Genomic DNA, 21,481 nt, shown 5'->3' with positions numbered 1-21,481 from the left:
CTTTTTTTAATTGAAAAACTCATTGACGCTTATTAAAGGCTCTAATTTTATACCTTCTTTTTCAAACTCTTCAATGGCTCCTTCTTCTCTATCAACCACTACAAATGCCCTGACAACATTTCCTCCATTGTCCTGAATGGCTTTAATGGCTTTCAAAAGAGATCCTCCAGTAGTTGAAACGTCCTCAACAACAATCACATTGTCGTTTTCATTGAGTTCCCCTTCAATGAGTTTGGAAGTACCGTAGCCTTTCTTTTCCTTACGGATCATCAATAAAGGCAATCTTGACTCCAATGACACTGCAGTGGCTATTGGAACAGCTCCTAAAGCAGGACCTGCAACCTTATCAATATTATCATCAGCTATTTTTTTAGTAATCAGTTTTGAGATTGTTGATAGTATTTCAGGCTCGGTAATTGCCTTTTTCATGTTAATGTAATAATTGCTTTTCTTACCTGAGGACAATGTGAAGTCCCCTTCAAGGAAAACTTCATTTTCCTTTAACAATTCAATTAAATATTCTTTTGAACTCATATGATATCATCTTCGCCTTTAAGTAGGATTTTATCGCCTATAACCTTTACAAGTTCCATAGGGACAAGGTCTTCGCTGGCCTTGATTTGTTCTGAAAGTCCTGAGCCCTTAATTACCAAATCGGTTATTTCAAAGGAATCGGTATCGAAAACTACATCGATAACTTTTCCAGCAATTTGAACATCTGCATCGAGAACTTCTTTACCAAATAATTCATCTTTAATTCTCATATAAAACACCTTTTTAATTATTAATAGTCCTTAGTATTAATTAATTGTTTCTAAAAATCATGCAAAAACCTATAAAATATATAAACAACATAGTAACAATATTGATTTTAAGGTGAATACATGGAAGAAAAAACGTTCACAGTAACTGAAATTACAAGTTATATTGGACGAAAGCTTAAACTGGATCCGAATTTGAAAAATATCCTAATCAAGGGAGAACTTTCAAATTTCAAGACCTACCCAAGTGGACACAGCTATTTTACCTTGAAAGATGAGAATTCACAGATTCCCGGAGTGATGTTTAAGGGCAACAAGGACAGATTCCTTAAGTTCGAGCCACAGGACGGGATGAAAGTAATCATCAAGGGAAAAATTGAAGTGTATGCCAGGGACGGCAAATATCAGTTGTACGCCACAAGAATCACTGAAGACGGTCTTGGGGATTTGCATATAGCTTTTGAACAATTGAAAAAGAAACTTAAAAGGGAAGGATTGTTTGATGATGCCCATAAAAAGAAAATACCAACATATCCTAAAAGAATTGGTGTTGTTACAGCTTCAACCGGAGCTGCCATAAGAGACATTATCACAACAATTAAAAGAAGATACCCGATTTGTGAGATACTTGTCTTTCCGACACTCGTTCAGGGTGACCAGGCCGCTCCTCAAATTGTAAGGCAAATTCAAAAGGCACAGAATTATGCCATTGACACTTTGATTGTTGGTCGTGGTGGAGGAAGCATTGAGGACTTATGGGCATTCAATGAGGAAATAGTGGCCCGTGAAATCTATGCATGTAAAATACCAGTTATAAGTGCAGTAGGCCATGAAATTGACTTTACAATATCTGATTTCGTAGCGGACAAAAGGGCTCCAACCCCAACAGCAGCCGCAGAGCTTGCAGTGCCTTCACTGGGCGAGGTCAAGTATAAATTCGACAATCTAAAAGGAAAATTGACTAAAAGCATAACCGATAAGATTGGCGAAAACAGAATGATTTTAAATCACATCTCCCAAAAGCCGGTGCTTAAAAACCCTGAGGAGATTTATGAGATTAAGGGAATGCATCTGGACAATCTGGTCAATAGATTGAATTTCACATCAAAAAATATCATAACACAGAACAAGGCCAAACTGTTCAGGTTGGAAAATGCACCAATATTGAAAAATCCTAATGAGATAATTAACAGAAAAGCTGAGAGATACAATAGAAATGTTGATAAATTAGAAGTTCTCAATCCCTTGTTGACCCTTAAAAGAGGTTATTCAATAGCTAAAAGCAAGGACAAGGTAATAACTTCAGTCAAGGATGTTGAAAGCGGAGATGAATTGGACATTGAGTTAGATGACGGAACAATTAACACCAAGGTGATATGAATGGAAAATATGAGTTTTGAAGAAAGTTTAGAGAAGTTAGAGGAAATTGTGAATAAATTGGAAAACGGTGATGTGCCATTGGATGATGCAATCGATGAATTCAACAAGGCAATGCAACTCGTAAAAACATGCAATGACAAATTGAATTCCGCCGAAGAGGCAATTGCAAAAATTGTTCAGGAAAATGGCGAAGTTATAGAATTCAACACTAACGATTGAACTACCCCGACCTTGTAAGAGGTCGAGGATTCTTACTTCACGGGCAGGTACTTTCCCACGAAAGTAGTATTACCGTGCTATCCCCCCAGTCCCTGAGGTTCATCTTATTTTTTTCACTAAGAAGTCTGAATCCTTCTTGTTCTATGTTTTTGGCGGCGTTGATATCTCTGTCATGTTGTGTTTTGCAGTGCGGACAGACCCATCTTTTTTCATCACCTAAATCTTTGTTGTAGTATCCGCATACATTACAATTTTTGCTGGATGGGTACCATTGGCTTATTTGAACGAATATTTTATCGTACCATTCGCATTTGTATTTTATCATTTCCACTAACTTGTACCAACTGATATTCTGTAGTTTTGCACTTAAATCGATTTTCTTGAATATTTCTCGTATATCTAGTGTTTCCATACAGATTAGGTCGTATGTTTTGACTAGGTAGTTGCTTAATTTGTGGTAGGCATCTTTGATGCGGTTGTTTTTTCTTTGTATCCATTTGCCTAGTTTTTTTAGTGTTTTGTTGTAGCGGTTGCTGTTGTATTTTTTTCGTGATAGGCTTTTTTGGTATTTTTTAATCATTTTTTCCTCATGTGTCGTGTCTAAATTGGTTATCTTTAGTCCGTTGCTGAGGATTGCTAATGTTCTCATACCAAGATCAATTCCCACGCTCTTATAAGTATAATCCATTGTCTCTACTTCGGTTTCGATGTTGAAAACTGCATAAAAGTGACCGTGCTCCTTTTTAATGGTTACATTGTTTATTTTAGATTCTTTTAGTAATCTTTTATAATGGGTGCTGGTTCTGTAATGTACTTTTCCTAGTTTTGGTAAGACAATTGTATTGTCTTGTATTTTGATATTATTGTTGTTTTGTATTCTGAAACTTTGTTTTGGATTCTTTTTGGATTTGAATCTAGGATAATCGGATGTATTGTTGAAGAATCTATTAAATGCAGTTATTAGGTCACGATAGACCTGTTGTAGGCTGCTTGACTCACTTTCATACAAGAAGGGATATTGTGTTTTCAACATGTTCAACATTGTATTGAATGTTTTCTGATTGCATTGTAACTTTGTGTATCCTTGTTGTTTAAACAATTCAAATGTTTCCTGATATTCTTCTAATAATTTATTCCAAGTTAATCTGGCGTTATTAATATTCTGATTAATTTTATCCTTCATACTTTCATCAGGATACAATTTAACCACAATACCTTTATTAACCGTATTATACTCAGAAAACATATGAAATCACATCCAAAACAGGAGTTTTTTTACAATTTTTTCCAAATTAAGAAAACACACAATAATATATTATTAAATAACCATAATATAAACAAACAGTGAGAGAGCATTTGGAAACTAATACTAATTCATCCCATGTTTTCGTGCAATTCATCCACAACCTAAAAGAGGTCATGGTATTCTTGCACTATTAAGATAAAATAGTTAATCCAATACTCCAATAATGTTCTTATTGGATAACTATTACAATTTTCTTTTATTTTCATTGCCAAATCATAGGCATCCTGTTTTTTAACCAGATTGTTTTCAGCCTCATCAATCAGATTTAACACTGAAGTTGTTATAACAACATTTTCCTGTTTTTTAGCATCAATGCGCAGTTGTTTTATAAATTCAAACTTGTCACAATCCAGACTATCATAAAACTCATTAATGTCTAATGTAAATCTATTTAATCTGACCAGTGCGTTTGATTGTGATTTCTTTGTAATCCACACCTGTTTTGAAATGGCTTTTGGAATCGCTTCAATGATTGTTGCAGCAATCAGCTCTCCAAGCTTTGAGTGTTTTCCGGCATTGGTTATGATATCCTCTGAATCAGTGTTTGAAAATATTGCAACACCATCTGTTCCTGTTCCTGTTGCATATCCATTTGAATATTGTGATGGAATTCTAAGATCGTTTAATGCAACAGTTTTCGCCTCGGTTGCTGTCATGAAAGCTTCTGTCAATGTGGATTTTTCCAAACATACATTGGTCAAAAGGATAATGTTTATTGTTCCGAGGTGAAACTCCCCATTCTCTTCCCAGTAGGATGCAGGGTCCCCTGCTCTTGTAGCGTTTGTGCGAACTCCTGCTGTGACAATGGCTGTCACTTCAACATTGCGAAATGATTTGGTGACAATGCTTACGTTTTTCATCTCGGCTAAAGTAACTAACCCGGTTGAATAATTGGAGTCTATACCTAACAATTCACATTCATTTATTAGATAATCATGAACATCATGGTTTACCAGATAATCAATCTTTTCCTGTGACAGATGCTGGTTAAAAGCAGTTTTGTATAAGTCGTTTGTTCCACTATTCAATTCGGAAGTGGAAATTCCATTGCGGTTCACGCCAAAATCAATTAGAATAGTGTCTTTTAGATAATATATCTTATCATCAGTTGATGTTTTAAAAATAAGTCTATTTGAATACATAAAAAAATAAAAAAAGAAAAGAAATTATAAAAATTTCTTCATATTTACATCATTGGAGGCATTCCGCCCATTGCGGAAGGGTCCATACCCATGTCTTCAGGGCCTTTTGTGGATGCAATTACGTCATCGATTCTTAAAATCATTTCAGCTGCTTCAGATGCAGATTGGATAGCTTGTTTTTTAACACGTTTAGGTTCGATTACTCCAGCTTCTTTCATGTCTGCTACTTCACCAGTGAATACATCTAATCCCATGTAGAATGAGTCTTCTTGTGCTGCTCTTAAGTCTACTAATGAGTCGATGCTGTCTAAACCTGCGTTTTCAGCTAAGGTTTTTGGTACGATTTCTAAAGCTTCTGCAAATGCGTTAACTGCTAATTGTTCCCTACCAGAAATGGATTCTGCGTAGTCTTTGAGTTTTTTAGCCATTGCAATTTCAGGAGCTCCTCCACCTGCAACAACTTTGTCGTCTTCAACAGTAGCTGCTACTACACCAATAGCGTCTTCGATTGCTCTTACGATTTCATCTACAACGTGTTTGGTGGATCCTCTTACGAATAAGGTTACGGATTTTGCACTACTGCATTCTTCTACGAAGATCATTTCGTCGCCGGAGATTTTTCTTTCTTCAACAATACCAGCAATACCTAAGTCGTCTTCAGTTAAGTCATCTAAGTTGGTGATGACACTAGCACCAGTTGCTCTGGATAATTTTTCGATGTCGGATTTTTTGACTCTTCTTACAGCTAATACACCAGCTTTGGATAAGTAGTGTTGTGCTAAGTCGTCAATACCTTTTTGTGCGAATAAAACATTAGCTCCTGCGCCAACAACTTTATCGACCATGTCTTTAACCATTTTTTCTTCTTGTTCGATGAAAGCTTGCATTTGAGCAGGGTCAGTGATTGTGATTTCAGCGTCCATTTCAGTTTCTTTAACTTCTAATGGAGTGTTGACTAATGCGATTTTTGCATCTTTGATTTCAGATGGCATACCTGGGTGTACTCTTTCTTTGTCTACAATTACACCTTCAACTAAGTTGGATTCTTCAACAACAGCCCCATCTTTTTTCTCGATTTTAATGTTGTCGATGTCGACATTTCCATCTTCTTCAACTGCTTCTACAGCTTCCACGATTAATTTTGCTAATGGTTCACGTGCTGCTTCGGTTCCTTTACCAGTCATAGCAGTCATTGCCACTTTCATTAAAGTGTCACTGTCGACATTGTCGATAGCAATTTCATCTAAGATTTCTTGTGCTTTTTCAGCTGCTTTTCTGTAACCCATTGCTATGATTGTTGGGTGAATGTCAGAGTCAAGTAAGTTTTCGGATTTTTTGAGTAATTCACCAGCGATGATTACTGCAGTAGTAGTTCCGTCTCCAACTTCGTCTTCTTGGGTTTTTGCTACTTCTACGAGCATTTTTGCTGCTGGGTGTTCAATATCCATTTCTTTTAAGATTGTTACACCGTCGTTGGTTACAACAATGTCTCCAAGTCCGTCTACTAACATTTTGTCCATTCCTTTTGGACCTAAAGTAGTTCTTACAGTTTCAGCTAATACTTTACCAGCTAAAATGTTATTTCTTTGTGCATCTCTACCGACAGACCTGTTAGTACCTTCAGGTAAAATAAAAATTGGTTGTCCTTGTGCCATTAATAATCACCTTTTTTTAATTTTATAAATAATTTAGATCAGTTTAATTATCAACATGAGAAAATAAGTTATAGTGTTGACTAAACCTTTCTACATAATAAATGAGTTTAAGGTTATATAAATACTTTATGGTATAAAGTAAATTAAAGTAAGAAAAATAACAAAGGGAAAAATCAGTGCAAAATTTCCATCAATAATATTGACGAAAGCCTTAAAAATTTCAATGGTTAACTGACACATATTGCATAATATTGATTAAGCAGTCAAGCATATGAAAAGTCAAGTGAAAAAAATATTAAACCTATCGGGATAGATAGATGTTGTCGACAATAAACAAAAAAAGATAAAAAATGGAAAAAAGATAGAAATTATCTACCTTGTTTTTTCTCCAATCTGAAAGGTGGTGTCCTTTCTTGAGTTTCGTAAGCTTCCTGTTCTTCCTGAAGGTCATTGAAGAAGTTATTGATTTCTTCTAACCTTTTGATCTTATCTTCTTTTCTTTGAAGCTCACTTTGAAGTCTCAAGTAGTCTTCACGTGAGACTGTTTGCTCCTTGATGTAGCGAAGTTCGCTTTCACGAGCATTGAGTTCACTTTCAAGTTGGTTTTGAAGAGTGATGTAATCCTCTTTAGGGATAGTTCTCTCTTTCAGGTATTGGATTTCACTGTCCCTTGCATCAAGTTCATTGTCGAACCTGTTCTTGAGACTTACGTAATCATCCTTAGGCACTGAATTTTGCTGCAAGTCAACAAGCTGACTGTCCAAGGTCTTGATTTCAGAATTGAATTTTAATTGCAAGTCCTCATAATCTTTTTTAGGGATAGTGTCCTGTCTTAAGGTTGAAATCTCATTGTTCATTGCATTGATTTCAGATTCGAATTGAGTTTGAAGAGAAATATATTCATCTTTTGGGATAGTTTGCTGTTTCAAAATATCTAACTCATTATTGATTTGAGCGATTTCACTTTCCTTGATGCGAATCTCATTGTTTTTCAATTCAATTTGCTTTTCAAGCTCCAATATTTGAGCCTGAGACTCAACATCATTTTCCAGTTTTAGTACTTTGATTTTATACTCATCAATTGTTCTAGAAAGAGTGTTTATTTGAGCTTCTTTTTCAGCAATACTTTTGTAGGACTCATTTAACCTTTCATTGACATCAGACAATTCCTTTTTCTTATAGTCGCGCAATTGCTCAGCAAAGTATTCCTTGATCTCATCAAGAGAATTGTTGACATAATCCAATTCGTAAATCCTGTCCTCTTGATTTTTGATAAGGATATCCTTTTCCTCAAGTTGTCTTTTCAAAAGATTAATTTCATCCTCTGCCTTAAATTTAATAACAGAAACTTCTTTTTCCTTGTCTACAATATCTTTTTCGAGTTCTTTAATCCGTTGCGGAGTGTTGTCATTTTCCCTTTCCACTTCAAGCTCAGTCAATTCAAATTTTAAGCTATTAAGCTCCAATAGGCAAGATCGAATTAAAGATTGTAGAGTATCTTTTTCAGCATCAATTCCTATTTGCATTCTATCCCTTAGTTTAAATTTTATCCCAATATCGAATTCAAATTCATGTGGAATTATGAATTTGAAAACTCCGATATATTGTACAATATAATTCCTTGATATAAAATATTACTTTTATACTATTTAAATTAAACCCTTATACTATTCTAAAAATAAAAATAAAAACAAATAGAAAACAGATGGAAAAAATAGAAAATTTAAAAAAAAATAGAAAAAATAAATGGATAAAATTAGAGTATTTTATCATTTATTAACTCAGCATTTAATATTGATGCTCCAGCCGCACCACGAATAGTATTATGTCCAACAAGAACATATTTAAAACTATTATCAAATACTGTGTCTTTTCTCAATCTACCAACGGTAACTGCCATACCATTACCCGCATTTCTGTCCATTCTAGGTTGTGGGCGGTCGTTTTCATTTTTGACAATTACAGGATTTTCAGGAGCTGAGAATAAATTTAGTTCTTGTGGCAATCCTTTGAAGTTTGCCATTTTGTCACTGACATCTTCAATGTCAAAGTCATCAGCCAACTCAATGAATACTGCCTCGGTATGACCATCGATAACAGGTACCCTATGACATGACGCACTCAATTTGAAATCTGCATTGACAACATCGTTACCATCGTATTTACCTAACAGATATAATGATTCGCTTTCCATTTTTTCCTCTTCCCCACCAATGTAAGGAACGAGATTATCGACAATAGCCATTGATGGAACCCCATTATAACCTGCACCGGATACAGCTTGCATTGTTGAGACTCTCACTGAGTCAACATTGAAGTTATCGACAATAGGTTTCAAAGTTAATGCCAAAGCAATTGTTGAACAGTTTGGATTGGTTACAATGAATCCGTCCCAGTCATTTTCCTTCTGTTGGGCATCGATCATGTCTAAGCATTCAGGATTGACTTCAGGGATTACTAATGGAATGTTTTTCTTCATCCTGTGTGCACTTGCGTTACTTGCAACAACATAATCTTTTGCATATGCCTTTTCAACAGTCAATGCAAAATCAGCTGGAAGAGATGAAAACACAATATCAACATCATTGTCCATTGCTTCTGGAGTGGTTTCAATGACTTCAATGTCTTTAACGGATTCTGGCATCTCATTGTCCATATACCATGTGGTTGCATCTTCGTATCTTTTACCTGCAGATCTTGAAGAAGCCGCTAATGCTGTTACTTCAAAATCAGGATGATTTTCAAGCAATTGAATGAATCTTTGTCCAACCATACCGGTTGCACCAAGTACTCCTACATTTACCATATTTAACACCTATTCTAATCCTAAAACATCATTCATGCTGCTGACAATACCTTTTTCAGCATTTGGAATGTATCTGATAGCCCTGATTACACCTGCAATGAAAACTTCTCTTGTATGTGCTTGGTGTTTGAGCTCTATTCTTTCACCGTCACCGACAAACATTACGGTATGGTCTCCGACAATGTCTCCACCACGGATGGCGTGAACACCGATTTCTTCAGGAGTTCTTTTGCCAACAAGACCTTTTCTTCCGTAAACTCCAACTTCTTCAGGGTCACGTTCCAATTCTTTAGCTATAACTTCAAATGCAGTCATAGCGGTTCCAGATGGAGCGTCCTTTTTCTGATTGTGGTGAGCTTCAATAATTTCAATATCAAAATCATATAATAATGGAGCCAATTTCTTCAATGTGTTGAAGAACACGTTTACTCCAATAGCCATGTTTGATGAGATGACTGCAGGAACATTGTTGTTTTTAACGTTTTCAATGTTTGATGCCATCTGCTCATCAGTGAATCCTGTAGTTCCAACTACAACACCAACACCGCATGAGGTTGCAGTCTTGATTGCTTCTGCTGCTGCAGGAGCAATAGTGAAATCAACCAAAACATCAGCATTGGAAGCTTTCAAGGTTTCTTCCAAGTTTTCTGCACCGGTTATTTCAACTCCAAGCTCGTCGATTCCAGCTTGAACACCTGCATCTTTACCTGCAAGAGGAGTGTTTGGCATTTCAATAGCCGCAACTACTTCCATATCATCTTGTTCAGTAATTTTTCTAATAATACCGGAGCCCATTCTTCCGGCTGCTCCAGTAACTGCTACTTTAATCATAATAATACCAACTTAAATTAATTCTGAATCTTTTAATGCTTTTTTAAGAATTTCCACGTTTTCAGGTTTCATTTCTGCCAATGGTTGTCTTAATGGTCCTGATGGAAGTCCCATAATATTCATTGCAGTTTTTACAGGGACAGGGTTACTTTCAATGAACAATGCCCTGATCAGTTCAACCATTTCATAGTGAAGTTCCATTGCTCTTGTGTAGTCATCATTGAGGACACTGTCAACCATTAAAACCATTCTTCTAGCGTCAATGTTTGCTGAAGCTGAGATTACACCTGTTGCACCGACAGACATGAGAGGTAATGTCAATGAGTCTTCACCTGAGAGAATTGAGAATTCATCCTCAAGCCCTTCATGGGTGAGTGCCTTATAGATGTCTGACACTTTGTCAACACTTCCGCTTGCTTCCTTAACAGCATCTATACCGTCGACTTTAGCAAGTTCAACAATGGTTTCGACATCCATGTTGATTCCAGTACGGGAAGGTACGTTGTAAGCAATCAATGGAAGGTCAACAGCTTCTGCAATAGTTTTATAATGTTGAACCATACCATGTTGTTGAGGTTTGTTATAGTATGGAGTGATTAATAATGCGGAGTCTGCACCTGCGTCGTAAGCGTATTTGGTTAATGAAAGCGCTTCGGAGGTTGCGTTACTTCCGGTACCTGCAACGGTTTCAACCCTGCCGTCAACCTCATCGACTAGAATGTCAATGATCTTTTGATGTTCTTCATGAGTTACGGTAGCGGATTCACCTGTGGTTCCTGCACCGACAAGACCTGTGACTCCCTTGTCAATCAAGTAGTTGATATTAGACCTAAATCCTTCTTCATCAATCTCCAAATCTTTTGTGAATGGAGTTACCATTGCAACATATGTTCCTTCAAATTTCATTCTAAAACCTCATTGATTAATTCGCGTGCTTTTTCACCATCTTCCCAATCGACGAATAATACGATTGCTGTTTGTGATGAGATAATTTCGACAATATTGATATCGTTTTTCCTGAGTGGTTCTGTGACATCTGAAATGATTCCAGGTGTATCGATTATATCAGGACTTACAAAGGTTATCATTGCAGTGTCCCTTCCTAAAGATAGGGAACTCAATACATCACTTTCAATTACGACATTATGCAGTAAATGATATGCCTTGTTGGAATCAGCCTTATCCACAAATGCAGTTATTGAATTTTGACCTGCAGAGATACCGAAGATATTTATATCTGAATCTGCCAGGCTTCCGGATAACTTGGCAATTAAACCTGGGGTTTTGACCATTGCTTCACCAACAATTGCAATAAGAGAAATAGGGTTCTTATAAAGTGTTACACATTTTAACATTTCACCTTCAAAAGGACCCAAGATGCGTGTTCCCTTTGAGGATAAGTCTCCATGTGCGAAATTGATAATTTTTGCAGTTATTAATGGATCTTTGTATTTCAATGCGTGAGGATGTAAAACCTGCGCTCCATGAGTTGCCAAGTCTCTCAATTCTTCAACTGATATTTCATCCAACAGTTCAGCCTCTTCAATTTTATTTGGATCTGTTGACATTACACCGTCCACGTCAGTGACGATGATTACCTCGTTTGCATCTAAACAATGTCCGATTAAAAATGCTGTTATGTCACTTCCACCTCTTCCGAGAGTGGTGATTTCACCACCAGGTCCTTGACCTAAGAATCCGCAGATTACAGGAATGACACCTTGGTTTACAAGCTGCATGATTCCTTCAGTATTCTTCCTTGTAGTGTTAAAGTCAATTGTGGCCTCTAAATAATTGGAATCTGTTTTAATTGGCCATAACTCACTGTATGGATCTATGAATTCGGACTTGACACCTAAAGATTCAATAGTTGCTGAGAATAATCTAGCGCTAGTTAACTCTCCCATGGCCATAATTTCTGCCTTCTGCTTGTCTGTCAAACTAGCTCCAATAGCTTCATCAGATAATCCGATAAGCTCATCAGTAGTTTTGTTGACAGCTGAAACTACAACCACTACTCGACTACCATTCATATACTCATTTACAACGGACTGCGCCGCTTTTTTAATTCTGGAACCATCACCAACCGAGGTTCCACCGAATTTTACTACTACCAAATCCATTAAGTTCACCTATTTCTTAAAATTTATATTTATTCTGTTAAAATACTAACAAAATAAATTATACATATCTATTTTTATGTAACCATATTAATATACTTTAATTAAAAATAGCAAGAGGAATTTTGAAAAATAGATAAAAGTGAAAAAAAAGTGTATAAAAAAAGAGTAAAAAAATATGAAAAAAAGCTTATTCTTGGGTTTGTTCTAACCTGACAAGCCTTGTTACATATCCAGCGATTTTATTTCTTAAATGTTTAGTACTTACAGTAGAGTATTCTTGTACTAATTTTTTGTTTTCTTCAAAATCAGTAGTGAAAACACCTTTGTGAGTTTCGATTAATTCTTTTGCTAAACGTTTAACAAATGAAGTTCTAATATTGCCCATTAACATTCCTCCTTTAAAATTTCTTTTTGCATATTTTTACTTAACTTAGTTAGCATGCTAAATATTTGATCAATAATTTCACAATCAAGATTATTCTCTTTGGCTAATTTCTCAACTTTTTTATGAATTGCCTTTTCCCTACTTTCATCGTAAATAGGTAATCCCAGATAATCCTTAGAAAAAACAATATCTTTTGCAAGAGCAGTTCTCTGAGAAATTAAATCAAATAACGCATTATCAATTTCATCAATACGTTCTCGAGATTCCTTGAGAAGTATTTCAGCATCTTCTCTATTTTTAAAAGATATAGTTTCATCATTACTTTTCAAAAAATCACCAAATTGATAATAATATAATTTATTCCAATCATAGTATATAAACTATATGTTTGATATTTAAAGCAATGCGTTATATTTCAATAATGTCTTCATCATTAACAGTGACTTTGAAATTGAACCCTTGGCAATCTTACCGTGAGGAGTGATTACTTCACATGTCACTGCAGGAATACCTTTTAGACTTACAACATCCTCCAATGCACCAGGATACTCGGAACCTGCCTTTTTATAGATTATGTATTTCACTTTAGCGTTTTTGGCAATGTATTTTGCCATTAATGCACTTCCGGCCGTTGGCTTATATGTTCCCATGGCAACATCACAACCGGGGTTTCCACCAGGCCTTGTGCAGTGGAAATCACCATAAGAGTCACATTTTAATTTTTTAATTAATTTAACTGTCTTATATGAAATTGTTCCCTTTTTATTAGCCAACTTATTCAATTCAACTTCCTTATAATCCCTTACATTTTTTGCAGTGCCTTTAGGATTCATGAAAGGCATTATATAAACAGTTCCCTTGATTGGATGGCTTTCCAGATATTTAATCAATTTTAATGCCGCAACTTGAGATGAAAGCTCATTTCCATGGACACCAGCGGTGATGAACACCTTCTTGCCCTTGCCTCCCTTGAACTTGATTACAGGAGTTCCCTTCTTGGTTGCTTTTACCACTTTCTTGACCAACTTGGAATTAGGAATTCTCTTCTTGATTTTCTTGTTCTTTATTACATAAGCACCGGATTTCCATTTATAGATTTTTATCTTATATGCATTGTTGACTTTAATTGTATTTTGACCAGTCAATTCATCAGCAGAGTATTTGATTGTGTATTTGCCTGCGTATAGCTTGAATGATATAGATGCAACACCATTTGATGTGGAATTGACCTTGTATGTTTTGCCGTTAACCTTAAATGTCACCAGTTTTTTCGCCATTGGATTTCCATCACTGTCAAGAAGCTTAACTGAAAACCTTATTGTCTTTCCATATGTTGAAGTCACATCCTTGGCTGAAAACTTTGAAACCACATTGACGGGTTCTTCAGGTGAAGTGTCATTGTCACTTGAATCGGTAGCATTTACCTCTGTTGAAACTGGAGTTTCAATTTCAGAAGTTTTCACAACATCATCATCAACAGATGCCAAAGTGGCATTGTCAGTGACATTGTCGCTTGCACTGACTGCCGAAAGTGACAAGAATAAAAATAAAAAAATAAGAATAAATTTTTTGCTGATATAATCACCTACATTATCCTATTACTGAATTGAATTTCAATAGTGCCTTCATCATTGCATATGAAGTCTTTATTGACTTAGTTGTTAATGTATTGTGTGGAAGCACTACTTCACATATTACTCCAGGAATGCCATTTTTGTTAACATTGTCCGCCAATGCCCCAGGATACTGTTGGCCGGCATATTGATAGATTCTCTTGTTCACCTTGGCGTATTTTGCTATATATTTGGTCATAGCCTTACATTTTGTGGCAGGGCTTTTGGATCCCATTACGATGTTTTTACCCGGAGCACCACCAGGCTGTGTGGTGTGGAAATCACCATAGGCATCGCAATCGTATTTTGAAACCAACTTAACAATCTTGTTGGAGATGGTTCCTGATATATGAGCCACCCTGTTGTAATCGACACCAGTGTGTCTTACCTTATGTGAAATGGCCTTGAGATTAACAAAAGGAATTAGATAGACTGTTCCATTGATAGGATTTTTACTTAAATACTTAATCATTTTCATTGCAGCAACTTGGGATGAAAGCTCATTTCCATGAACACCTGCAGTCATGAAAATCTTTTTACCGTCCCCTCCCTCGAATTTCAAAAGAGGCAATCCTTTCTTAGTGGCTTTCACTGCTTTTTTTACCCATTTATTGTTTGGCATATTCTTTTTTAACAACTTGATTTTGGCAACATAACCCTTGTTTCCCCATTTCAGGATTTTAAATGTGACCTTGTTTGTGACTGTGTATGTGTTTTTGCCTTTCAAATCACCCACATAGTACTTGATGGTGTATTTTCCTGCACTGTAATTAAGTTCCAAAGTGGCAATTCCCTTGGAATCGGTTTTGATATAATATTTTTTTCCATTCACCTTGAATTTAACCTTCTCGCCCACTATTATTTTTCCGGACTTGTCGGTTAATTTAAGGGTGTACTTTGCAGGAGTGCCATAGGTTGACTTGATGTCCTTGGTTTTGGCCTTTGCTGGAACCTGAACCACCTTCTCATCATCGGCTCCATCATTTGAAGGTGAAACAGTACCATTTTCGGCTGATTTCAATTCATCCTGATTAACATCAGATATTTCTTCATTTAAAGGTATTTCCTCTACATTATCAACTTCCAATGTGTCATTTGAAAGTGATGAATCATCTGCTGCTGAAACTGCAGATATTGCAAGAAGCAACACAGCCAAAAGCAGCAATACATATCTTTTTTTCATAATAAACAACATCCTTCATTATCCACTTGAGTCTCTATAACATTTCCCTCATATTTATCCCAGGATTCCTTAACCTCATCTATTGAGTCATCATCAACGATTGCCACAAATGATGAACCAGTTCCTGACAGTCCTGATGCAATTGCACCTGCTGACAGTGCATCAATTGCTATTGTGGAGTCAAAACCCAGTGTAGCTGAGTAAAGCAAACCGTTCAGTGTCAGTGCCTTGAAATACTCCTTGTTGCAGGCCATGTCAAATGCTTCCTTGACTAATGGCGCCAGCAATTTCATGCGATTGACATCACTGTCACCTGATTTTGAATAGTAATTCGGCATGTAAACCAAAATCGAGTGGTCTTCCATCCTTTCACGGATGATGAACTCCCTGTTTTTATTGTCTGTGACGACAACCCCTCCAAAGTAGGAAGCAGTTGCATCGTCAAATGATCCAGTTATTGTGACTCCCGCTTCAAGGGAAGCATCGATTGCCATGTTGACAATTTCCAAATCATCAAGAGGCTTTAAATCAAATTCCTCGGCAATGATTAGTGATGTGGCCTTGACAATGGCATTTGATGAAGCGCTGCTACTTGAAAGTCCAGATGCCATTGGGAGAGTTGATTTTGTCTTTAAACTGATTCCAAAATCATTATCATCAATATTATAATGGTTAAAAACTTTTCTAGCACACAATTCCATTAATGTGGTGTCCGCTCCAACATCATTGGAACAAGTGATTGAATCAGAAGTGGATTTGGCATCACATTCAATATCCAATCCAATTCCGAATGCTGAACCGAAACCTGTTGCTATAGCGTTAATTATTGTTGCCGAACCCGGCGATCTTACTGTCTTTTTCATTATTGAACCTCATCATAAGGAATGGTAACTTTTGAGAAATCCTTTGCACGGTTTCTTGCATTCATTGACAATGCATTTCTCAATTCATCATCATTAATGATTTTATCTATTGACCTTGCAATAGATGAAACCTTATTAGGATTGACAAGCAAACCCACACTGTCATTGATGATTTCTGTTATTCCACCAACATTACTTCCGATGACAGGTTTTCCACAAGCCAAAGCCTCAATTAGAACCAATCCGAAACTTTCAGAAAAGGAAGGCAATACCAGAACGTCACAACTTGGAATGATGTTTTCCACATCACTTCTGGAACCTGTGAATATCACATCACGGATGTTTTCCTCTTCAACTTTCTTATTGAGTTTCTTGAACAGTGGTCCGTCACCGACAATGACCAGATAGTAATCACTGTGGGCTATCTTTTTGGCCTCAAGGAGTGATTCGACATTTTTTCTTTTAATGAGATTACCTACGAAAAGCACAATCGGCTTGTCTGTAAGTCTAAGCTCGTTTTTAAATGAATCATTCTCATGGGATGAGAACTTGTCAATGTCAACGGAGTTCCATGAAAGCTTGGTCTTGTCTGCGATTCCAACCACACCTGTAGCTATGATTTCATGCCTTAAAGCATTGCTGACTGCAAACACTCCATCAGCATTTTTCAATACATTTCTTATGGTTGAGCGCATCAATGGCTGGGATTTATACAATTCGAACATGTCTGAACCGTGGGCTGTAACATAAGTCTTGATATTGTGTGCATTGCCGACTTCAACGGCTGCAGCGCCTGCTGGGAACAGGTAATGACCGTGAATGATTTCAATGTCTTCCTTCTCCAAAAGGTTTTCCAATGCCTTTTTGGCATTCTTCTTGAACATCAAACCTCTTACGCCCGGAATATTAAGCCCCTTTGTTCCGATTACATGTATTCCATCAATATCCTTAATGTCCTTGTGAGGATAGGTTATCACATAGACCTCATGACCCTCACTGACCAATTTCTTTGATAAAGTGTGAATATGAACTCCCACTCCTCCCACATGAGGCGGGAACTGACCAACCATAGCTATTTTCATGAAAATAAAACTCCCAAATTTACTATATTAATATATAATTAAATGGTTGTTTAAATAATTAATCAAAATAATACGAAAAAAAGTCAAATAAATGTCTTATTGTAGAGATTAACTTATTTTTTAGTGCAATCATCCATATTGTCATTTAGGTAATTGCCTTCCATATCGACAAGAATAACGTTCAAATCCAAATCGAAACGCTGTTTGCAACGTTCTTTAATGGCATCGGCAATGCTGTTTGAAACCTCAACGGAAACTTTCAACTCATTGAGAATGTCCATCATGTCGTCTGTTGTCTTAGAATCAAAAAGCCTTTTAAGGTCATCATAGCCAACTCCACAAAGCGCAGCATGGCAAACCATTATTTCACGTCTGCCGTCTGCAACGGCATGTTTTGTGTTAAAAAGCCCACCGGCAATCTTAATCAGCTTACCCATATGTCCGAAGTAAGTGAATTTTTTAATTCCCCTTTTTTCAGCTTCCTCAAACATGAACCCTGCATAATTTCCAGTCTGGACAATCTGCTCCTTGGTAATGTCTAAACGTTTAAGGGCCAATTTTTCACCGATATTTCCCGGAACAAAAACCAGATTTCCAACGTTTGAAGCAAGGGCAACATCCAATTGTGTGACGATGGAGTTCTTATAGGCTTCACTGGACATTGATCTTGCAATGCCTGTTGTTCCCAATACTGATATTCCGCCTATGATTCCCAACTTCGGATTCATTGTCTTTTTGGCGATTTTCTCACCTTCAGGAATGGAAATTGTAACCTTGACTGCCTTTCCGTCAGGAAGCTTATCCCTTAAATTTTCAACAATCATTCGGCGGGGAACCGGGTTTATTGCATAGTCCCCAACAGGTATCTGAAGACCTGGCTTTGTGATTTTGCCAACGCCTTCCCCTCCGGTGATTATCACATCATCTTCCCCTTCGGCACTGTCAAACAATTCAACTGTTGAAACAATAGCAAGGTCAACAGTAACGTCAGGGTCATTGTAAGGGTTCTTGTGAGCCACGGCATATGCTTTAACGTCGGAAACCTTCTTGCATTCATCAATGATGATGTCTAAAGTCTTTTTAGGGGTTTCCACCTTAACACATGCAATGTCAGCTGAGTCTAAAATCGCTTCCAATGCTGCTAAAGAGCATGCAGTAGCCACGGTACCGGTTGTGACACCAGTATAATTATCATTAGTCATTTTGAAAATAAAAAAAGAGAGAATCTATAATTTAGATTCAAGTGCATTAATTAGTTCTTCTTCACTAGGTGCTCCAACAAAAGTTACTTCACCATCAATTACAACAGTAGGCACAGCCATAATGCGGTAATCCATAGCCCTTTGTCTGTTGTCAGGGTTGTTTGGATCATCTATTTTAACTGATTCAACATCAATAGCGTCACCTAGTTTATCTTTAGCTTTTTCAGCAGCATCAATTGCTGCAGGACAGTGTGGACAAGTACTTGTTGAAAATACTTCTACTTTAATTGCCATGATTAATGTCTCCTATAATAATTAATTTTGTAATTATTTCTATTATTCAAGTTATATATAACTGTTACCCAAAATTAATAACCAAATGCTCTCTAACAATATTTAATATATATGAAAAAAATAAGATTTAAATGATTAAAATGGAAAATTTAAGAGACGATATAAAAACAATAATCAACAGTGCATACCCATACATTGAAGAGTTCAATCCTGCGCAAAAAGCAGTGATTGAATCCGGATATCTGGAAGACAAATCAAACTACATCATCTGTATCCCTACTGCAAGTGGAAAAACAGTTCTTGGAGTGCTTCCTGCATTAAAAACCATATTAGATGGTGGAAAAGCAGTTTATGCTGCTCCATTGCTTTCAATTCAGAACGAAAAGGTTAAGGAATTCAAGGCATTTGAAGAGCATGGAATCAGCGTGGGCAGACACCCGTCAAGTTCAGATTTGTCAGTCATGGTTTTCGAATCCTTCGATGCCCTTACAAGATTCTCATGGAATACCCTTAGGGATGTCGACACACTGATTATTGACGAATTCCACATGATCGGGGAGTTCACCCGTGGCCCAACCCTTGAGGCTGCAATAACCCGTGCCAAAATCATAAATCCTTCAATGAGAATAATTGCACTGTCCGCCACCCTTAGAAATATTGAGGAAATCGAAGGATGGCTTGAGGGAAAATGCATCGAGCACGATTATCGTCCGGTTCCATTAAACAAGGAAGTGCTTGATGCTGAAATGTTCAACACCAAAAACAAGAACGATGTTATCGTGAAAATATTGGAAAAATCAATCAAGGACAAGTCCCAGGCACTGTCATTCGTCTCAACAAGAAGGTTCACTGAAAGCCTGGCAACATATGTCTCTAAAAAGATTAACAAGAAAATCAACGTCAGGCAAAGGGAAGCCTTCAAGGAAGTTGCTGAAAAGATTCTGGAAGTTCCTAAAAAGAAAGGGTCACTACCAACCAGCACATGCCTCAAGCTGGCTGAAAGCTGTGAACATGGTGTTGCATTCCACCATGCAGGGCTTTTCAATGAACAAAAAGAAATCATTGAGGATGAATTCAGAAACGGGAACATCCTGATGATTACCGCAACTCCAAGCCTAATGTATGGAGTGAACCTGCCGTCCAAAACAGTCATAATCAGGGACCATACCCGCTGGACACAGTTCGGTCCGCAGCCGATTCCGGTTTTCGACTATGAACAGATGTCCGGACGTGCAGGAAGGCCACAATACGATGATGTTGGATATTCATACCTCATAGCAAAGACAATGGATGAGGCCCAGAACCTTCAGGACTATTATGTTGAAGGAGACATCGAACTGACCAATTCCAAACTGGTCGACAATAAGGATGCAATTTACAGGCAGATCATTGCTCAAATAGCTTCAGGCCTTTCAAAAAATCTTGATGAACTGGTGGATTTCTTTGGAAAGACACTTTACGGATATCAGATGAAAAACAATCCATCCATGGCACTCTTTGCAGAGGATAGTCTTAAGTATGAGCTTGAAAATGCACTTTCATTCTTGCTTCAAAATGGAATCATAAGAGCGACACCGGAAGGTCTCAAGACCACTGAATTCGGTAATCTGATTGCCAGATCCAATTATTCAGTTGAAACTGCAGTCAAAATCAAGGAGTACATTTCAGATGTTGAGCATATCAATGTCGAGGAGTTCATATATGCGTTGTGTGAAACCCCTGACATGCCTCTGATTTCATTTAAGGGAAGAAAATCAAAAGACCCTGTTCAGGAAAAGCTATCAGAATACGGGCTGTTTGCAGTTGATATCGGCAACCCTGAGGCTACAGCCGTCTCTTTGATTGAATGGATTGATGAGAGAAATGAGTATGAAATAGAAAACAAATACAATGTTTATTCCGCTTCAACCAGAAGATCCGCTTATGAGGCTTCACGCCTTGTCAAGTTTGCAAAGGACACAAGCGAGGTTTTAGGCAATTATTCAAGTCTAAAAGAGTTTGATGTAATGTCCGCCAGATTATATTATGGTGTTAAAACTGACATTATCCCATTGGTGGTTGGCATTAAAAGACTGGGCAGAAAAAGGGCTAGAAATCTTGTGAATATTTTCGGCAATGATTTGAGTGGCATTTCAGAAAATGAGTTGCAGAAAGTAGAGGGTATAGGCCCTAAACTTGCTGAAAAAATTAAAATTTTTACAAATAAATAAAAAAAAATGGGTGGATTTATCCTCCACCATTACCGGCATCTGTTGCAAGTTCCAAATCATTGAAATCCAATGCCTTTTCTTTTAAGTCTTCAATATCGACCTCGTTATTTTCGCCCCATCTGGACTCCTTAATGTCCTTTTCATCAAGCAATTCCACACGGCTTGCGAGATACCATAACTCGGTCTTGTCAAGTTTAACCCAACCTTTCTCATTTTCGGTTTTCATATCAAGAACCTTACCTATGGTTCCTGTATCAACATAACGAACATGAGAATCAAGAGTTATCTCTAAATCTCTTGCATCTACAACCATTTTAATACCTGCATTTATTCTTCTTCTTCGATTTCAATTTCAACGGTTTCAGGTTCAGCTTCTTCAGCTTCTTCTTCAACTTCGGTTTCGATTTCTTTGTTTAAGATTACGTA

The 21,481-nt window shown here is 37.0% G+C and carries 22 protein-coding genes; 3 read left to right on the top strand and 19 right to left on the bottom strand.

The annotated features are described in order from the left end of the window. Positions 1-6: 6 nt before the first annotated feature. The gene (gene pyrE / locus E7Z78_RS03690) at positions 7-534 is read right to left on the bottom strand and encodes an orotate phosphoribosyltransferase (RefSeq protein WP_303723840.1); all 528 of its coding nucleotides are present in this window, start codon (positions 532-534) and stop codon (positions 7-9) included. Then, positions 531-764 (bottom strand): PRC-barrel domain-containing protein, encoded by a 234-nt coding sequence (locus tag E7Z78_RS03685; protein ID WP_303723999.1) that lies wholly within the window; start codon positions 762-764, stop codon positions 531-533. The genes pyrE and E7Z78_RS03685 overlap by 4 nt, the downstream gene beginning before the upstream one ends. Positions 765-884: 120 nt before the next feature. Here E7Z78_RS03685 and xseA point away from each other — a divergent pair, with 120 nt between their 5' ends. Beyond that, positions 885-2,141, top strand: coding sequence for an exodeoxyribonuclease VII large subunit (gene xseA, locus E7Z78_RS03680; protein ID WP_303723839.1), 1,257 nt, complete (start codon positions 885-887; stop codon positions 2,139-2,141). Continuing rightward, on the top strand, positions 2,142-2,360 hold the full coding sequence (locus E7Z78_RS03675; protein ID WP_303723838.1) for an exodeoxyribonuclease VII small subunit: 219 nt from the start codon (positions 2,142-2,144) through the stop codon (positions 2,358-2,360). A 37-nt stretch (positions 2,361-2,397) separates the two neighbouring features. Here E7Z78_RS03675 and E7Z78_RS03670 read toward each other — a convergent pair whose 3' ends face one another. The 16 genes from E7Z78_RS03670 to E7Z78_RS03595 all read right to left on the bottom strand — a co-directional run bounded on the left by E7Z78_RS03670 (position 2,398) and on the right by E7Z78_RS03595 (position 18,845). Continuing rightward, positions 2,398-3,606 carry an RNA-guided endonuclease TnpB family protein gene (locus E7Z78_RS03670; protein WP_303723837.1) on the bottom strand — a complete coding sequence of 403 codons (1,209 nt, stop codon included), beginning with the start codon at positions 3,604-3,606 and terminating at the stop codon, positions 2,398-2,400. A gap of 161 nt (positions 3,607-3,767) precedes the next feature. Then, a complete protein-coding gene (locus E7Z78_RS03665; protein WP_303723836.1) occupies positions 3,768-4,808 on the bottom strand; it encodes an adenosylcobinamide amidohydrolase in 1,041 nt (346 codons plus the stop codon). Between the two features lie 44 nt (positions 4,809-4,852). Continuing rightward, positions 4,853-6,463 (bottom strand): thermosome subunit alpha, encoded by a 1,611-nt coding sequence (thsA, locus tag E7Z78_RS03660; RefSeq protein ID WP_303723835.1) that lies wholly within the window; start codon positions 6,461-6,463, stop codon positions 4,853-4,855. Between the two features lie 368 nt (positions 6,464-6,831). Beyond that, positions 6,832-7,989: a glycosyl transferase gene (locus E7Z78_RS03655; RefSeq protein ID WP_303723834.1), complete on the bottom strand. Its 1,158-nt coding sequence runs from the start codon at positions 7,987-7,989 to the stop codon at positions 6,832-6,834. 230 nt (positions 7,990-8,219) lie between these two features. Continuing rightward, a complete protein-coding gene (gene asd / locus E7Z78_RS03650; protein ID WP_303723833.1) occupies positions 8,220-9,269 on the bottom strand; it encodes an aspartate-semialdehyde dehydrogenase in 1,050 nt (349 codons plus the stop codon). Between the two features lie 9 nt (positions 9,270-9,278). Next, positions 9,279-10,100, bottom strand: coding sequence for a 4-hydroxy-tetrahydrodipicolinate reductase (dapB, locus tag E7Z78_RS03645; protein WP_303723832.1), 822 nt, complete (start codon positions 10,098-10,100; stop codon positions 9,279-9,281). A 12-nt stretch (positions 10,101-10,112) separates the two neighbouring features. Beyond that, positions 10,113-11,006: a 4-hydroxy-tetrahydrodipicolinate synthase gene (gene dapA / locus E7Z78_RS03640; RefSeq protein ID WP_303723831.1), complete on the bottom strand. Its 894-nt coding sequence runs from the start codon at positions 11,004-11,006 to the stop codon at positions 10,113-10,115. Continuing rightward, positions 11,003-12,223, bottom strand: a complete 1,221-nt coding sequence (locus E7Z78_RS03635; RefSeq protein ID WP_303723830.1) for an aspartate kinase — start codon at positions 12,221-12,223, stop codon at positions 11,003-11,005. The genes dapA and E7Z78_RS03635 overlap by 4 nt, the downstream gene beginning before the upstream one ends. A gap of 187 nt (positions 12,224-12,410) precedes the next feature. Beyond that, positions 12,411-12,608, bottom strand: a complete 198-nt coding sequence (locus tag E7Z78_RS03630; protein WP_067043908.1) for a 30S ribosomal protein S17e — start codon at positions 12,606-12,608, stop codon at positions 12,411-12,413. After that, on the bottom strand, positions 12,608-12,937 hold the full coding sequence (locus tag E7Z78_RS03625) for a chorismate mutase (protein ID WP_303723829.1): 330 nt from the start codon (positions 12,935-12,937) through the stop codon (positions 12,608-12,610). The genes E7Z78_RS03630 and E7Z78_RS03625 overlap by 1 nt, the downstream gene beginning before the upstream one ends. A 66-nt stretch (positions 12,938-13,003) precedes the next feature. Further along, a complete protein-coding gene (locus E7Z78_RS03620; RefSeq protein ID WP_303723828.1) occupies positions 13,004-14,146 on the bottom strand; it encodes a succinylglutamate desuccinylase/aspartoacylase family protein in 1,143 nt (380 codons plus the stop codon). A 52-nt stretch (positions 14,147-14,198) separates the two neighbouring features. Beyond that, entirely contained in the window at positions 14,199-15,404 is a 1,206-nt protein-coding gene (locus tag E7Z78_RS03615) for a succinylglutamate desuccinylase/aspartoacylase family protein (protein WP_303723827.1), read from the bottom strand. Continuing rightward, a complete protein-coding gene (locus E7Z78_RS03610; protein ID WP_303723826.1) occupies positions 15,401-16,267 on the bottom strand; it encodes a shikimate kinase in 867 nt (288 codons plus the stop codon). The genes E7Z78_RS03615 and E7Z78_RS03610 overlap by 4 nt, the downstream gene beginning before the upstream one ends. Further along, positions 16,267-17,349, bottom strand: a complete 1,083-nt coding sequence (locus E7Z78_RS03605; protein ID WP_303723825.1) for a glycosyltransferase family 4 protein — start codon at positions 17,347-17,349, stop codon at positions 16,267-16,269. Before E7Z78_RS03605 ends, E7Z78_RS03610 begins: the two co-directional genes overlap by 1 nt. A gap of 113 nt (positions 17,350-17,462) precedes the next feature. Next, positions 17,463-18,551, bottom strand: a complete 1,089-nt coding sequence (cbiD, locus tag E7Z78_RS03600; protein WP_303723824.1) for a cobalt-precorrin-5B (C(1))-methyltransferase CbiD — start codon at positions 18,549-18,551, stop codon at positions 17,463-17,465. Between the two features lie 24 nt (positions 18,552-18,575). Then, positions 18,576-18,845 (bottom strand): thioredoxin family protein, encoded by a 270-nt coding sequence (locus E7Z78_RS03595; RefSeq protein WP_303723823.1) that lies wholly within the window; start codon positions 18,843-18,845, stop codon positions 18,576-18,578. Between the two features lie 131 nt (positions 18,846-18,976). Here E7Z78_RS03595 and E7Z78_RS03590 point away from each other — a divergent pair, with 131 nt between their 5' ends. Continuing rightward, entirely contained in the window at positions 18,977-21,055 is a 2,079-nt protein-coding gene (locus E7Z78_RS03590) for a DEAD/DEAH box helicase (protein WP_303723822.1), read from the top strand. 16 nt (positions 21,056-21,071) lie between these two features. On the opposite strand, the gene E7Z78_RS03585 is transcribed toward E7Z78_RS03590, so the two are convergent. After that, entirely contained in the window at positions 21,072-21,368 is a 297-nt protein-coding gene (locus tag E7Z78_RS03585; RefSeq protein WP_303723821.1) for a DUF2098 domain-containing protein, read from the bottom strand. Positions 21,369-21,481 lie beyond the last annotated feature (113 nt).

The sequence above is a fragment of the Methanobrevibacter thaueri genome (assembly GCF_015062915.1).
In the GTDB taxonomy this organism is placed as follows: Archaea; Methanobacteriota; Methanobacteria; order Methanobacteriales; family Methanobacteriaceae; genus Methanocatella; species Methanocatella thaueri_B.
Note: the sequence above shows the minus strand (reverse complement) of the source record. Positions and strands in the feature narration are given on the sequence as shown.